Genomic DNA, 15,416 nt, shown 5'->3' with positions numbered 1-15,416 from the left:
GCGGAATCCGGGGACGGCCCGGCCGCATCCGGCCGGGTGGAGCGGCACCGCAACGGCGGCCAAAAAATGACAGGCCCGGTCGGAGGCATTCCCGGCCGGGCCTTGCAAGGTCAGGAAAAGACCGGGTCGGTCAGCCGCGCCGCCGGATGGCGAGCTTGCGCAGTTCGTTCATGCTGGAAAGTCCGAGTTTGCGGAGCAGGCGGCCGTAATACGTCTCCACGGTGTGAAAACTGATGTTGAGCTCCCTGCCCATTTCGGCGGTCGTTTCACCGCGTCCGAGCCCGGCCAATATCTGTTCCTCGCGTTGGCTCAAGGTGGGCTCCCCGCTGTCGTCCGGCGCGAGAACCCGGTTGGCCAAGCTGCGCATGACCTCGGGACTGGTGTAACGCCGCCCGGCGGCAACCGCTTCGACGGCCTCGAGCAGGACGTCCTCGACCTCGCGCTTGGTGACATAGCCCCTCGTCCCCCGGGAGAAGGCCCGCTCTATGGATTTGCCATCCTCGTGCATGGAGTAGATGAGCGTCGGGACGCCTCGGGCTGCCAGGTCGTCGATCAGGTCCAGCCCGGATTCCTCGGCCAGGGAAAGGTCCACCAGCGCCACGGCAGCCCCGGCCCCGTCGATGCGGGCCAGCAGTTCCGTCCGGTTGCCGGCCACGCCGCAAACGGTATGGCCGCTTTGCGTCAGCAGCAGCGAGAGGCCGTTTCGCATGACCGGATGGTCGTCAACCAGAAAGACGCGACGTCCGGATGGTGCAATCTTATCCATCAGCATCCTCCTGCGTTGTTCCGGCCACTGTGCAGGCAAGGGAACAGACCACCCTGGTCCCGCCCCCTGCGAAGTCGTCTATGGAAAGCGTCGCCTGGATCATGCTCGCCCGATAGGCCATAATGCGCAAGCCGAGCCCTCCCGGGGATGCAGCCACCGCCTGTCGGCCGATGCCGTCATCGCGCACCGTGAGGACAAGTCGGCGGTCCGGGCCGCAGTGGAGAGCGATGTCGATGCATCCCGGCCGGGCATGTTTGACGGCGTTGGCCACTGCTTCCTGGGCAATGCGAAAAAGCTGGACGAGATGGTTGTTGCAGCAGCAGGCACAGGCCAGATTCTGGGAATACTCGATGTCGACCCCGCTCACCCGAGCCATGCGCCGCGCCAGTTCGGCCAGGGACGCCCCGATTTCTCCGGGGGTGCGTTCGACCGGCCAAAGCCCTCGGGAGAGGTCATAGGCTTGGCTGACCGAATCATTGACCAACACGGCAATCTCCGCGACTTCCGCAGCCACGTCTTGTTCCGTGATGGGGCGGCGCGCCAGGGTTGCACAGCGCATCCGGGTGCCGACCAGTTGCTGGCACAGGCCGTCGTGCAGATCGTGGCTCAGACGCCGCCGTTCCTCCTCGCTGACATTGACGATTTCTCGCTCCAACCGGGTGCGTTCGTCCATTTCCGTTCGCAAGACCGATGACAGGTTTTCCACGGCTGTAAAGGCGTTGGAAAAACGCTGGGCCATGGCCAATGCCTGGGACAGGACGAAGGCGAGCAGGCCCACGGGCAGGAGGGTCAAGCCGTTGCTGCTGAAGAAATGCCAGTAAATGTCGTTGAGGGAGGTCGCCGAGAGGATAAGGTAGCCCAAGAGGAGGATGAGGGCTCCGTCGCGACCATGCCGCAGGCAAAGCGCCAACAGGATGAAAAAACAAAAAGTGAGAGGGAATGTTATTATGGCGAGCCACGATACCGCATCATATATGAAGGGCTGGGATTGCGTCGTGATTATGAAGACGAATACGATGCTTCTCAAGTCATAGACGTATTGTATTGTCTGAATAAATTCTTTTGGATAAAGAGATTTGTAGAATCTATAGAGCACCGAGCCGAGGACGGCCATGGAACAGAGGCAGACCCTGGCGACGATATCCGGATCGGTTTGCGGGAAAAACAGGGTTACCAGCCAATCGGAAGAGTCCAATGTGTCATAGGCGCAAATGATGACGATGCAGCCCAAGCCGAAATAGAGGGTGGAAATATCTTTTTTTCTCAGGAAATAGAGGGAGAAATGGTAGATGGCCATGACGAGCAGGCTGCCGGTGAAAAGCATGGCCCAGGCCCATACGCGGATATGTGCCCGTTCCAACTCCTCCGGCTGGCCCAGTTGGATCGGATGCAGCAGGCCGCCCCGGCGAAAGGTGTGGTTGGAGACCTGCAGCACCAGGTCCACTGGCGTCCCGCGGCACTCGATCTTGGCCAGGACCAGGGAGCGGTGTGGGATTTCAGTCGCGGCGCTTCGCCCGACCAAGCCGCTTGCGGCGACGCGCTGTCCGTTGGCCCACAGCTGGTAGGCGTCGTGGATGGCGAAAAGCCGCAGGGCCAACTGGCGGACGCCGGGCCCTGGCAACAGGCGCAGGCGAAAGGTGGCCTGCCCCCGGCCGGGCAGGGGCTGACCGTCAAGCGGATATCCTTTCCAGGAACCCGGAACGTTCAGGTAGCCGGATTTTTCCGGAAGACCGGAGTCTGATCGAAAATCCTCGGGAGCAAGCAGCCGGTCCCAATAAAACTCCCACTGCCCGTCCAGGGCGATCGGCCCGTCTCTGCCCGCATCCCAGCCGGAGAGGTCTATCTCGCCTTGCTTGACCTGCGCCGCGCTGCCGTCCTGTCGGGCACAGCCCAGGCAGGGCAAGAGCAGCACAAGCATCAGGCTGGCCAAGAGCCGTGTGTGTCGAGCCGCCATCATGCGCGCGGCCTCCCCCCTGCTGCGGCGCGAGGAGTGAACCTAGTTTTCAGACACGACTTTGCCAAGGCCTTCGGACACATGCTTGCTCCAATTGTTTCTACCTCTGCCAGAATGATTATTTTTTCAAGATGCAATGGGGGGACGCGTTCTCTTGCCGCGCTGACGCGCAAGCCCCGAATGATCGCTTGCTGCACCAACAAGCCGTCATCGAAGCAGACGCCGCAGGTTTACATCCCGCCCGGCGCATCACGTAAAAAAGACAAGGGGTTCGGTCACGTTGGCCGAACCCCTTGTTTCGTGGGGATCACCGGGCTCGATCATCCCTTGGCCAGGCCCGGCGGGAAGACGAGACTTTGGCCGGCCGGGCCGGCCGCCTGGAGCGGCCTGGCTGCCTGGCGGCCGGGGCAGGGGGCGCGGCCGCTTCAGGCCGGTGCGGCGTTGCCTGTCCCCGAACCGCCGCCGGGCGTCAGCCCGCCAGCCCCTGGCCGAATTCGCGGCCAAAGGTCCGGCACTGCTCCAAGGCATCGCCGTCGGGATTCCACAGGGCCCGGATGCCGTCCGAAGGCACCTCGAAGCCGCACTCTTTGAGTTGCGCGGTCAAAAGCTTCACTGACTCGCCGCTCCAGCCATAGGCGCCGAAGGCCGCGGCCTTCTTTTTCTTGAAGCCCAGACCGCGCACCATCTCCAGGAAGCCGCCCAGGGACGACAGATAGCCCCGGTTGATGGTCGGCGAGCCCACGAGCACGGCCTTGGAACGAAAGACCTCCGTCACGATGTCGTTCTTGTCGCCTTTGGCGGCGTTAAAGAGCTTGACCGTGAGGCTCGGATCGGCCTGGTTCAAGCCTTCGGCAATGGCCTCGGCCATGCGCCGGGTGCCGTTCCACATGGTGTCGTAGACGATGGTCGCCTGCTGCTCCTGGTAATCGCCGGCCCATTCCAGATATTTGGTCACAATCTGCATGGGGTTGTCGCGCCAGATGGTGCCGTGGCTTGGGCAGATCAGCTTGAGCGGCAGGCCGAGGCCGGCAAACTCCTCGATCTTGCGCTTCACCAGGGCGCTGAAGGGCGTGAGAATGTTGGCGTAATATTTGATGCATTCCTCCATGAGGCTGCAGGGGTCAACCAGATCGTTGTACATGCCTTCCGAAGCCAGGTGATGCCCAAAGGCGTCGTTGCTAAACAGGATGTCGTCGCCGGTCAGATAGCAGAACATGGTGTCCGGCCAGTGCAGCATCGGCGCTTCAATGAAAATCAGCTCGCGGCTCCCCAGGCTCAGGCGCTGGCCGGTCTTGACCACCTGGAAGTTCCAGTCCTGGTGGTAGTGCCCTTTGAGGGATTTGACCCCGTTGGCCGTGCAGTAGACCGGGACGTCGGGGATGTGCCGCATGAGTTGCGGCAGGCCTCCGCTGTGGTCGCTCTCGGCATGGTTGGCGATGACGTAGTCGATGCGTTCGAGGTCAACCACGGTCTTGAGGTGCTCGATGAATTCGCCGGCAAAGGGGGCCCAGACCGTCTCGACCAGGGCTGTCCTTTCGTCCTGCACCAGATAGGAATTGTAGGTGGAGCCGTGATGCGTGGAGTATTCCTCGCCGTGGAAACGGCGCAACTCCCAGTCCCGTTTGCCCACCCAGGTCACAGCGTCGGTGATCGTAAAACGCATGGCTGTTTCTCCTTTTTGGGGCAGCTGCCCGGATGTCGTGTTGTCGAAATTCGTTTATGCCAATGGCACGAGCATACGCTATTTGAGCGGGTCGGTGTCCTCTTTTCGTTCCTGGCCGGCAATTTTCACCGCCCGGCAGGGGGGCTTTAGGGTTGTCACGGGGCCGTTTGCCGGATCTCGTCGCCTTCGCGTCTGCCTTTTTTGTTGCTTAAAGGATATAATTACAGTGAGTTATTGTATCTCTGCGAGATCGTGCTTGACATATAAAATGATAAACAATAAAAAACATCATTCAATTTTAATCAAGGTCGCTCCTCCGGAGCCGGGGAGCGACCTGTATTGAGGGATACACGTGGGACGGAAAAAGACCTCGGAACTTGATGCAGCAGTGACCAGACAGGGCATTGTCGAAACGGCTGAACAGCTCTTTCGGGCTGTGGGCTACGCCAAGACCACTGTGGCCGACATCGCCAAGGCCTTGGGCATGAGCCCGGCCAACGTCTACCGCTATTTTCCCACCAAGGCGGCCATAAACGAAGCCATCTGCGACCGGTTGGTGCACAGCATCGAAGTCAAAAGCTGGGCAGCCGCCGGCGAAGAAGGCACAGCGACCGAGCGGCTGACCCGTTTCGTCATTGCCTACCACACCATTATTATAAGCAGCATTATCAAGGAAAAGCGGCTCTACGACATGGTTGCCGTGGCCATGGACGAGCATTGGGCCGTGGTCAAACAGCACAGCTACCGCATGTGCGATTACCTCTGCATCATTCTTGAGCAAGGAATGGCCGCCGGAGAATTCCGGAAAGTGGACGGCTCGAAGATGGCCATCACCATTCATGAAGCGCTGGCTGTCTTTCTGTATCCATCACTGCTTGAACATCGCGTGAACGAAGACGATGGCCGCGGCACGATCCTGGACGATCTGCGAGCGCTCCTCGACCTGCTTTTGCATGGCCTGTGCGCCAATGCCTGAATAGTGTCCCCACCCTCCAACCTGGAAGGCGTCTGCCATGCCCTTGCCCACCACTCCTTTGCCGCCTGCCTCCAATCTGGCCGCCTGTTGGGCGATAGCCGTTGCCCTCCTGCTCTGCCTGCCGCTGCCGGGTTGCCAGGAAGCCCAGAGCGCCCGCCAATCCGCGCCTGTGGTCAAAACCGTACGGGTCATTGCCGAGTCCGGAGCCGAAGACCGCACCTATTCCGGGGTCATCGTGGCCCGCCACGAGGTGGAGGAATCCTTCCGGGTGGGCGGGCGGATCGAAAAACGGCTGGTGGATGTCGGGGACCGGGTCAGGGCCGGGCAGGTGCTGGCTGGCCTGGACGAGAAGGACCTGCGTCTGGCCACGGAAAGCACCCTGGCCGAATGGAAGGCCGCCATTTCCAACCAGGAGCAGGCCGCCACCGAGGAACGGCGCTATACCACGCTGCTGGCCCGGCATGTGGTCAGCCAGTCCGAATACGACCTCAAGCACCTGGCCGGCGATGAGGCCCGGGCGCGTCTGGAGAAAGCGGAACGGACCCACAAGCTGGCCGTCAGCCAGCTTGGCTACGCCAATCTCCTGGCCAGCACCGACGGGGTGGTCACCAAGGTGAGCGCCGAGGCCGGGCAGGTCGTGTCTCCGGGCCAGAGCGTCGTGGCCGTGGCCCGGGACGGAGCCCTTGAGGTCCAGGCGGACATCCCCGAAAGGCGGATCGCGGATCTCAAAAACACCACGGCGGAAATCACCCTCTGGTCGAACCGGGACGTGCACTATCGGGCCGTGCTGCGGGAAACCGCTCCGGCCGCCGATCCGGCCACCCGGACCTATGCCGTGCGCTATTTCCTCCCGGACACCGACGACGCGGTGCGCCTTGGCATGACGGCGACCCTGCACCTGACCGGTCCGGCCAGGGAGCGCATCGTCCGCATTCCGGCCAGCGCGCTTTTCAACCAGGGCACCGGGCCCGGGGTGTGGATCGTCGAGCCCCGGACCGGGAAGCTGACGCTGCGGCCGGTCACGGTGGACCACTATTCCGACCGGGACGCCTTTGTCCTCGGGCCGCTGGCTGATGGGGACGCCATCGTCGCCTCCGGCGTTCAGAAGCTTGACGCCGGCATGACCGTCCGTCTGGCTGACGCACCGCAGGAGGACGGCCAGTAATGCGCTGCAACCTGTCGGAGTGGGCCGTCACCCACCGTCCACTCACCCTGTTTCTCATCCTGGTCGTTTCCCTGGCCGGCCTTTGGTCCTATGGGCAGCTCGGCCGGGCCGAGGACCCGGATTTCACGGTCAAGGCGATGATCATAAGCGCCCGGTGGCCCGGGGCCACTGCTGATGAGATCCAGCGTCTGGTGGCCGATCCCATCGAGAAAAAGCTCCAGGAAGTCCCGTATTTCGACAAGGTGAAAACCTACTGCCGGCCGGGCAGCGTGGTCATGCAGCTGGTCCTGCGCGACAGCGCGCCTCCGGCGGCCGTGGGCGAGAGCTGGTACCAGGCCCGAAAGCGCGTGGGCGACATCCGGGGCAATCTGCCGGCAGGCGTGCTTGGCCCGGCCTTTAACGACGAGTTCGGCGATGTGGACTCTGTCCTGTATCTGCTCACCGGCGACGGCTACACCATGCGCGAACTCAAGGACGAGGCCGAGACCATCCGGCAGGCCCTGCTGCGCGTGCCGGCCGTGACCAAGGTGCGCTTTTACGGGGAGCAGGCCGAGTGCATTTTCGTGGAGCTCAACCACGCCAAGCTGGCCCGGCTGGGGCTGACGGCCCAGACCGTGTTCGACTCCATTGCCCGGCAAAATGCCGTGACTCCGGCCGGAAGCCTGGAAACCGACGCCGACACCGTCTATCTGCGCGTGGACGGAGCCCTGGCCGGGGTCCAGGCCCTGGCCGAAGTGCCCATCCAACATGCCGGCAAGGTTTTCCGGCTCGGGGACATCGCCGCCTTGCGCCGGGATGCCGAGGACCCGCCGTCCTTCGTTGTCCGGCAGGAAGGCCAGCCGGCCATCGCCCTGGGCGTGGTCATGGCCAAGGGCGGCAACATCCTGGAGCTTGGCCAGCGCCTCAACCAGGCCATGGAGCAGATCCGCAAGAACCTGCCACTGGGCTTTGCCATCACGACTGTGGCTGATCAGGCGGAAGTGGTCGACGCCTCGGTCTTTGAATTTCTCCGGTCGTTTCTTGAAGCCCTGGTCATCGTCCTGGCCGTGAGCTTCCTGTCGCTTGGCTGGCGCACGGGGGTCGTCGTGGCCCTGGCCGTGCCGCTGGTGCTGTCCATGGTCCTGGCGATCATGTACGCCCTCGGGATGAGCCTGGAGCGGATATCGCTTGGTGCGCTCATTATCGCCCTGGGCCTGCTGGTCGACGACGCCATCATTTCGGTGGAGATGATGGTGGTGAAGATGGAACAGGGCTTAGACCGGATAAAGGCCGCCACCTTTGCCTGGAAGGCCACGGCCTTTCCCATGCTCACCGGCACGCTGGTCACGGTTGCCGGCTTCCTGCCCGTGGGGCTGGCCAAGTCCTCCTCGGGCGAATACGCAGGCGGCATCTTCTGGGTGGTGGCCATCGCCCTGGTGGCCTCCTGGCTGGTGGCCGTGGTTTTCACCCCCTACCTCGGCTACAAGCTGTTGCCGCACTTCCACGGTGCGGCCCACCAGGACCCGGGTGCCATCTACCAGACCCCGGTCTACCGACGGCTGCGCAGCGTCGTCGTCTGGAGCGTCACGCACCGCAAAACCGTGGTTGGCGCGACCATCGGGCTTTTCCTGCTGGCCTGTGTCGGCTCGGCCTTCGTGTCCCTCCAGTTTTTTCCGGCCTCTTCCCGGCCCGAACTCCTGGTGGAAATGCGTCTGCCCGAAGGTTCCTCCTTCAAGGCAACGGCGGCCGCAGTCGAAACCATGGAGGCCTTTCTCAAAGACGATGCCGCCATCAAGACCGCCACGAGCTATATCGGCTCGGGACCGCCGCGCTGGTTCCTGCCCATGGCCCCGGAACTGCCCAAGGCCAGCTACGGCGTCATCGTGCTCAATACCAGGGACGCCGAGGCCCGGGACCAGCTTAAAAGCCGTATCGAGGCGTATGTGGCCAAGGGCGGCCTGCCCCAGGCCCGGGTGCGGGTGACGACACTTTTTCTCGGGCCGCCGGTGGGATTTCCCGTGCAATTTCGGGTGATCGGCCCGGACCCGCTCAAGGTGCGGGCCATCGCCTACCAGGTCCGCGAGGTCATGCGGGCCAATCCCAAGGTCTATGACGTCAATCTGGATTGGAACGAACAGGCCAAGGCCATCCGGCTGGTGGTGGACCAGGACCGGGCCAGGGTTCTCGGCCTGACCCCGCAGGATATTGCCGAGGCCCTCCAGATGCTCCTGTCCGGCGTCGCCATCTCCCAGGTCCGGGACGGCACCGAGCTGGTCAGTATCGTGGCCCGGGCCGTACCCGAGGAGCGCCTGCGCCCGGAACTCCTGGCCGACCTGACCATCAGCGCCCGCAACGGCCAGGCCATCCCGCTCTCCCAGGTGGCAAAAATCCAGTACGTTGCCGAGGAACCCATCCTGTGGCGGCAAAACCGCGACCTCAATATCACGGTCCGGGCCGAGGTCATCGACGGGATGCAGCCGCCGGACGTTTCCATGGAAATCCTGCCCCGGCTCAAGCCCATCGAAAAGGCGCTTCCCCCGGACTACCGTATCGAGACCGGCGGGGCGCTTGAGGAAAGCAGCAAGGCCAATGCGGCCATTGTGGCCCTGTTGCCGATGACGGCCGGGATCATGCTCGTGCTGTTGATGTTCCAGTTGCAAAGCTTCCCGAGCCTGTTCCTGGTCGTGGCCACGGCTCCGCTGGGCCTCATTGGTGCGGTCGGGGCGTTGCTGGTCTTCAACCAGCCCTTCGGGTTTGTGGCCATGCTCGGCGTCCTGTCCCTGGCCGGCATGATCATGCGCAACAGCGTCATCCTCGTGGATCAGATTTCCCAGGACCGGCAGGACGCGGTCGCGCCATGGGAAGCCGTCATCGGCGCAACCATCCGTCGGACCCGGCCGGTGGTGCTGACGGCGCTGGCGGCCATCCTGGCCATGATCCCCCTGACCCGAAACGTCTTCTGGGGACCCATGGCCTTTGCCATCATGGGCGGCCTGCTGGTGGCGACGGTTTTGACCCTGCTTTTCACGCCGGCGCTCTATGCCCTGGTTTTTCGCATCCAGCGGCCGGCGGACTAAGGGGCGCGCCGGGAATGCCGCTTAGTTTTTCAGCGCATACAACACTGTCTCATATATCGTTAAATTCGGAGAATGATGCCCGAGGTGGAAAGTGTAGCGGCTGTTGAGCGCCATGATGGCATGAGGAATTTCCCAAAGGTGGTCGCCGCAGTGGTAGGCGCTGATCATCATCTTGGGGGTGCTGGCGGCGATGCACTGTCTGGCTCCCTGGAGAACCTCCATTTCCGCGCCCTCGACGTCGAGCTTTATGATTGTGGGAGCGAATCCGTGTTCATGGCAGAAGGCATCGATGCTGGTCACCTCAATGGAATGAGCGCCCTGGTCGCTGATTCGTGAGGATTGAGAAGCACTGCTGAAAGAGAGTCGGCCACTGGAACTCCAGAGTCCTTTCGGAATGATAAAATATCGGTTTTCGTTGCTGTATGAAATAGTATTCTTGTAGAGTTCCTTGAGGTTTTCCGTTTCTGGTTCAAAACTGAAGACTGCAGAGGTGTTATTTGTTGCGGCAAAGAAGCGCGCAGCAGTATCGCCGTTGAAAGCGCCGCCGTCAATGATCCGTTCATGGTCTCCAAACCTGGTATCGGGGTGGAGATACTGTTCGTAGCTGGAAAATTTCAAGACCCTGGGGTCGAGCGTCAGTCGGAAAAGAAGGAGCCCGTCGAGGATGTCCCGGGATGGCGCATCGGAGAGCAGGTCGTAGAGGCGGGCGATCTTGTCGGTGTTGGCGCGTACTAGCTCGTAGTCCATCATCCTGGCATCGCGCCAATTGATGTGGGTGATGTCTATGTAGTTGGTGATGGAAAATTTCTGCAGATGGGTCGCGATGGACCGGGCTTCGAGGTGGTTGATGACAAACAGCGCATCGCTGCAGGTGAGTATGGCCTCTTTATGGTCGATAATGGGGATTCCCTCAAAACGTGAACCCCAGGAAGACTTGTCGATTGTTGTAATAAAGTCCGGTCTTTTCCCGTAGACGTCCGAGAGTGGTGAGCCGAAAACGACCACACGCGTTGCCTTGCGGACAATATCCGACGGATGCCTGTAAGCATCCAGGGCATCCAGTACACAGCTCGAAATCCCCATATCTCCCCTCCTGCGTGCGGCTCGTTTTCGCTCGCCCGGACCGTTCCCGCTGTCGTTTTTCCTGCCGCTTCGCAGGTTGTGCCCGGCCGCCGGCCCCTTCCCCTTTTTTTACCGCTAGGCGTGGCTGTAGCCGCCGGCTTCCGTGTGCTCCAGGGGACGGGTCACCGGGTTTTTGTCGAAGTGGGCCAGGCAGCGCCCGAGGTCGGTGACCAGCAGGTCGGCCAGGTCGCGGCTGAAGCCGTGTCGCACCAGGGCGCGCATGACCACCATATCCTGGCAGTTGGCGGGCATGGAATAGGCCGGCACCTGCCAGCCCCGGGAGCGCAGCCGGTCGGACAGGTCGTAGAGGGTGAAGTTGTGCCTGCCGCCCTCGGCCAGACTCCAGGTCACGGCCGGGATGCCGCCGCGGCCGTCGTAGATGACGGTGAAAGGCCCCATCTTCCCGAGGGCCTGGCCAAGATAGGCGGCTGTGTCGTAGCAGGCCTGGTGGACCTTGCGGTAGCCTTCGCGTCCCAGGCGCAGGAAATTGTAGTACTGGGCGATGATCTGGCCGCCGGGGCGCGAGAAATTGAGGGCAAAGGTGGGCATGTCGCCGCCCAGGTAATTGACCCGGAAGATCAGGTCCTCAGGCAGCTCCGCCGCCTCGCGCCACACCACCCAGCCAACACCCAGGGGGGCCAGCCCGAACTTATGCCCCGAGGCGTTGATGGACTTGACCCGCTCAAGGCGGAAATCCCAGGCCAGATCCGGCTCGACAAACGGGGCCAGGAAGCCGCCGCTGGCCCCGTCGACATGCACGGGGATGTCCAGGCCGGTTTGGGCTTGCAGGGTATCGAGGGCCGCACAGACTGCGGCCACGGGTTCGTACTGGCAGGTGAAGGTCACGCCCAGGGTGGGGACCACGCCGATGGTGTTTTCGTCGCACCGGGCCACGGCCTCTTCGGCCGACAGGATCAGGCGGTCGCGCTCCATGGGGATTTCGCGCAGCTCCACATCCCAGTAGCGGGCGAACTTGTGCCAGCAGACCTGCACCGGACCGCAGACCAGGTTGGGCTTGTCCACGGGCTTGCCCGCCGCCTTCCTGCGCTCGCGCCAGCGCCATTTCATGGCCAGCCCGCCCAGCATGGCCGCTTCGCTGGAGCCGGTGGTGGAGCAGCCAAGCGTGTTGGCCGCTTCGGGCGAGTTCCACAGGTCGGCCAGCATATGGACGCAGCGGGCCTCGATTTCGGCCGTCTGCGGATACTCGTCCTTGTCGATCATGTTCTTGTCCAGGCACTCGTCCATGAGCCTGGCAATCTCGGGCTCAAGCCAGGTCTGGCAGAAGGTGGCCAAATTCTGGCGGGAATTGCCGTCCAGCATGAGTTCGTCGTGCACGATCTGGTAGATGTCGCGTGGGCGCTGTTCCTTCTGGGGGAAACGGTATTTGGGGACCTGGATGCCAAGGTCTGTGGAGGCGTACACGTCGTTAAGAAGGGTGCTGCGGACACTGTCTTTCTGGTGCAGGACCATATTGTGGGCTCCTTATGTTCTGGCGTGTTGCGGGACAAGGCGGCGTCCTGGCCCTGACCGGGCCAGCCGCCTTGCCTTTTCTGGCGGTCCGGCGGCAGCCTCGGGCGGATGCCGCAGTTGTCTGGTGCCCGAGCGAATCTGCCGTCGGCTGTGTTGCAGCTTGGTGCCAAAACACCTTGACGATTCCGGGCGACAGCTGCACTTGCCAACCCGCATACAAAATTGCTAGTTCACGGTGTTGTTGAGAAAAGGTGGAGCTTCCCTTTCTGACGCGCCATGCTGCAACAGCCTGGGCTGCAGGTGACTTGCCGTAGCGAAAAGCCGGTCATTTCGCAAGCGGGGGCACGGCGTCAGGAGCACAAGGCACACAGGCAGGATCGTGCTGCATGGAGGGAGCATCCATCACCGGCCGTGATCCTTGCCGCCGGGGCCATTGCCAAAGCGTTGCGAAGGCTTGGTTCAGACAAAGGGTTTTCATTCGGTCAATGGTTTGGGGCGACAAGGGAAGTCTGTCCCGCAGCAAGCCTGGCCGCGTCAAGGAACGAGAAACGAACACCACTGCCGCCGAGGAGAGACCATGCCCAGAAGGATCGCTGCCCTGTTGTTCCTGTTGTTCTCACTCACGCAGGCATGGTCAGGCGTCCTGGCCTGCACCAGTGTGCGGATCAAAACCTCGGACGGAATGGTTTTTTATGCCCGGACCATGGAAGGCGAATGGACCTTGCAGACGGTCCTTGGCGTGGTGCCCAAGGGGACGGCCTACCGGGGAACCCTGCCTGACGGCACTTCCAACGGACTCAAATGGAAAACCAAGTACGCCTTCGTCGGCATGTTTGATTTCGGAATGCCCCTGGCCTCCGACGGTATGAACGAGAAAGGTCTGGTGGTTGGCGAGTTGTTCCTGCCGGGCTACGCCGCCTACGAATCCTATGAAGGCTCCAAGGCCGGCAAGACCGTGGCCCAGTTCGAATACGGCACCTGGCTGCTCTCGAATTTTGCCAGCGTCGCGGAAGTGCGCAAGGGCTACCGCGAGGTGCGGGTCTGCCAGGGCCCCACGGACAAGGCCGGCCCGTTGCCCCTGCATTATGTGGTGCACGACCCGTCGGGCGACAGCGTGGTTATCGAATTCACGGCCGGCAAGGTGGCAATCTACGACAACCCCCTTGGCGTCATGACCAATTCCCCCACCTTTGACTGGATGCTCACGAACCTCGACAATTATATCAATCTGTCCGTCATGAACACGCCGGAAAAGGACCTCAAGGGGCTCACGCTCAAGCAGTTCGGCCAGGGCTCGGGCCTCTACGGACTGCCCGGAGACTACAGCCCGCCCAGCCGCTTTGTGCGCATGGTGACCCTGTCCCAGGCCGCGCTGCCGGCCAAGGGTGCGGACCAGGGGCTTAATCAGGCCATCACCATCCTCGACAACGTGGACATCCCCATCGGCGCGGTACGCGGCTTTGAGGGCAAGGAAGCGCGCTACGACAAGACCATCTGGTCGGTGGTGGCCGATACCGCCAACCGGCGCTACTATTTCCGCAGCATGGACAACAAGAACTGGCGCTATGTCGACCTGGACAAGGCCTTTGCCTCGGCCAGGGGCATCACGTCCATTCCGGTCTTCATTCCGGTCGATTATCCTGATGTGACGAGCCAGGCCAGGCCCTTTCAATAAGCGCTGCCCCTCCACATGGACCTTCAAGTTGACCCTGACGCCGATCCTGCCCAAACTGTTGTAACTGCTTCGGTGTTGTGACAACGCTCTTTCCCGAAAGACCACATCACGAAAAGGATGTCCCCATGCCGCACAGTGCCCAAACCAAGACCGTGACCGTTGCTTCCTGGCTCCTTCTTGGCATCCTGGCCATCTGCCTTTGCTGTGTCCCTGCGCCGGCCCGGGCGGCCGAAGGCGGCGTGAGCCACTACATTCTGGGGGCTTACGGCGATTTCCTCATGGGCTATATTCCGGCCCCGGGGTTGTACCTGCGAAATGACACGCTCTACCAGTCGGCGCGCTCGGACGGCACCTTCAGGGGGGGCAAGGTCTACGCCGGAATCAACGAGCAGATGGTCATGAACATCACCAAGCTCACCTACCTGTTCGACGTTCCGGCCATGGGCGGCTTTCTCGGAGCCGGGGTCGGGGTGCCTTTCATCATCAATGAACATATAGCAGGCGACGTGTCTGCCGACTATACCCGCCGCTCCCGCACGACCGGCCTGGACATGCCGCACCAGTTTGACATCGGCGGCGGTGGCGACCGGGGCGGACTTTCCGATATCTTCCTGATGCCGGTCATTGCCGGCTGGAATTTCGGCGAGTGCCATCTCGTGGTTTCGCCGATCGTCTTCCTGCCGACCGGCTATTACAACTCCAAGAAGCTGACCAATCTCGGCATGAACTACACGACCTTCGACGGCAACGTGGCTTTCACCTGGCTTGGGAAAAGCAACTTCGAGGTGTCGGTCAACGCCGGCTACATGATCAACACCGAAAACATCACCACCAACTACCTGACCGGCAACCAGATCCATGCGGACTGGACAGCGGCCTACCATATAAACGAGCGTCTGGCCTTGGGCGCGGTCGGCTACCTCTTCGCCCAGACCACGCCCGACTCCGGCTCGGGAGCAACCATGGGCTCCTTCCTGTCGTCCGGCACCGGCGTCGGGCCGGCCATCACCTACGCCATCCCGGTTGCGGGCAAGGATGTCATGCTTGTCGCCAAATGGCTGCACGGGATCGGGGCCACCCACAGCCCGATTGGCGACACGGTGTATGCTTCCTTTGCGCTCAAGTTCTAAGGGCCGGGAACGGGCCGGCCTTGCGTTTTCCGGTGGCCGGGCCGGGAGAATCTCGGGGAGGGCCGTTTTCGGCGGGGCAGGGCAGGGGCTGGCGGGAAAGGGCCTCTGGCCGGGCTTGGCCGGCGGTTTTATTGCCGCTGGAGACGGATAGGCCGCGGCATCCGGGAAAATACCCGCCAGGGTCTTTTCTGTCGGACCTGGCAGACAGGAATACCAAGGGGTTGGCCTCACGTGGCCAACCCCTTTTTCGTGTGCCCGCCTGGGCCCAGGGCTGGGGTCGGAATGGCCGGGGCCGTATCCTTGACATTCGTGTAAACAAACCCGTCGACAGCCTCCGGGAAAAACGCTCTTGGCCTTAAAAAAATATCGGGGCTGTGGCGCAATGGAGGTTTTCCGGAGATGGGGCTGTGCCTGGGCCGGCAACACGCTGCAAGTCCTT

The 15,416-nt window shown here is 62.2% G+C and carries 10 protein-coding genes; 5 read left to right on the top strand and 5 right to left on the bottom strand.

The features are described 5' to 3' along the window. Nucleotides 1–130: 130 nt before the first annotated feature. From DVDV_RS02760 to DVDV_RS02750, 3 genes are all read right to left on the bottom strand, one after another. Nucleotides 131–766 carry a response regulator transcription factor gene (locus tag DVDV_RS02760; protein WP_075353200.1) on the bottom strand — a complete coding sequence of 212 codons (636 nt, stop codon included), beginning with the start codon at nt 764–766 and terminating at the stop codon, nt 131–133. Further along, on the bottom strand, nt 759–2,723 hold the full coding sequence (locus DVDV_RS02755) for a 7TM diverse intracellular signaling domain-containing protein (RefSeq protein WP_075353199.1): 1,965 nt from the start codon (nt 2,721–2,723) through the stop codon (nt 759–761). The genes DVDV_RS02760 and DVDV_RS02755 overlap by 8 nt, the downstream gene beginning before the upstream one ends. A gap of 466 nt (nt 2,724–3,189) precedes the next feature. Next, nucleotides 3,190–4,383, bottom strand: a complete 1,194-nt coding sequence (locus tag DVDV_RS02750) for an anaerobic nitric oxide reductase flavorubredoxin (protein WP_075353198.1) — start codon at nt 4,381–4,383, stop codon at nt 3,190–3,192. A 352-nt stretch (nt 4,384–4,735) separates the two neighbouring features. Between DVDV_RS02750 and DVDV_RS02745 the strand changes: the two genes are divergently transcribed. The 3 genes from DVDV_RS02745 to DVDV_RS02735 are packed head-to-tail and all read left to right on the top strand — an operon-like array spanning nt 4,736 to nt 9,580. Continuing rightward, nucleotides 4,736–5,359, top strand: a complete 624-nt coding sequence (locus DVDV_RS02745) for a TetR/AcrR family transcriptional regulator (RefSeq protein ID WP_075353197.1) — start codon at nt 4,736–4,738, stop codon at nt 5,357–5,359. A gap of 37 nt (nt 5,360–5,396) precedes the next feature. Beyond that, on the top strand, nt 5,397–6,524 hold the full coding sequence (locus DVDV_RS02740; RefSeq protein ID WP_075353196.1) for an efflux RND transporter periplasmic adaptor subunit: 1,128 nt from the start codon (nt 5,397–5,399) through the stop codon (nt 6,522–6,524). Next, entirely contained in the window at nt 6,524–9,580 is a 3,057-nt protein-coding gene (locus DVDV_RS02735) for an efflux RND transporter permease subunit (protein WP_075353195.1), read from the top strand. Before DVDV_RS02740 ends, DVDV_RS02735 begins: the two co-directional genes overlap by 1 nt. Nucleotides 9,581–9,601: 21 nt before the next feature. Here the strand turns inward: DVDV_RS02735 and DVDV_RS02730 are convergent, their stop codons facing one another. Both DVDV_RS02730 and DVDV_RS02725 read right to left on the bottom strand, forming a co-directional pair. Then, nucleotides 9,602–10,663, bottom strand: a complete 1,062-nt coding sequence (locus DVDV_RS02730) for an FkbM family methyltransferase (RefSeq protein ID WP_075353194.1) — start codon at nt 10,661–10,663, stop codon at nt 9,602–9,604. A gap of 114 nt (nt 10,664–10,777) precedes the next feature. Beyond that, nucleotides 10,778–12,172: a glutamate decarboxylase gene (locus DVDV_RS02725; RefSeq protein WP_075353193.1), complete on the bottom strand. Its 1,395-nt coding sequence runs from the start codon at nt 12,170–12,172 to the stop codon at nt 10,778–10,780. 577 nt (nt 12,173–12,749) lie between these two features. Between DVDV_RS02725 and DVDV_RS02720 the strand changes: the two genes are divergently transcribed. Both DVDV_RS02720 and DVDV_RS02715 read left to right on the top strand, forming a co-directional pair. Further along, the gene (locus tag DVDV_RS02720) at nt 12,750–13,847 is read left to right on the top strand and encodes a linear amide C-N hydrolase (RefSeq protein WP_075353192.1); all 1,098 of its coding nucleotides are present in this window, start codon (nt 12,750–12,752) and stop codon (nt 13,845–13,847) included. A 125-nt stretch (nt 13,848–13,972) separates the two neighbouring features. After that, a complete protein-coding gene (locus DVDV_RS02715; protein WP_075353191.1) occupies nt 13,973–14,977 on the top strand; it encodes a transporter in 1,005 nt (334 codons plus the stop codon). The last annotated feature ends 439 nt before the right edge of the window (nt 14,978–15,416 follow it).

The organism is Desulfovibrio sp. DV (assembly GCF_001936595.1).
GTDB lineage: Bacteria > Desulfobacterota > Desulfovibrionia > Desulfovibrionales > Desulfovibrionaceae > Solidesulfovibrio.
The sequence above is the reverse complement of the archived record's forward strand: the minus strand, read 5'-3'. Positions and strand labels throughout refer to the sequence as shown.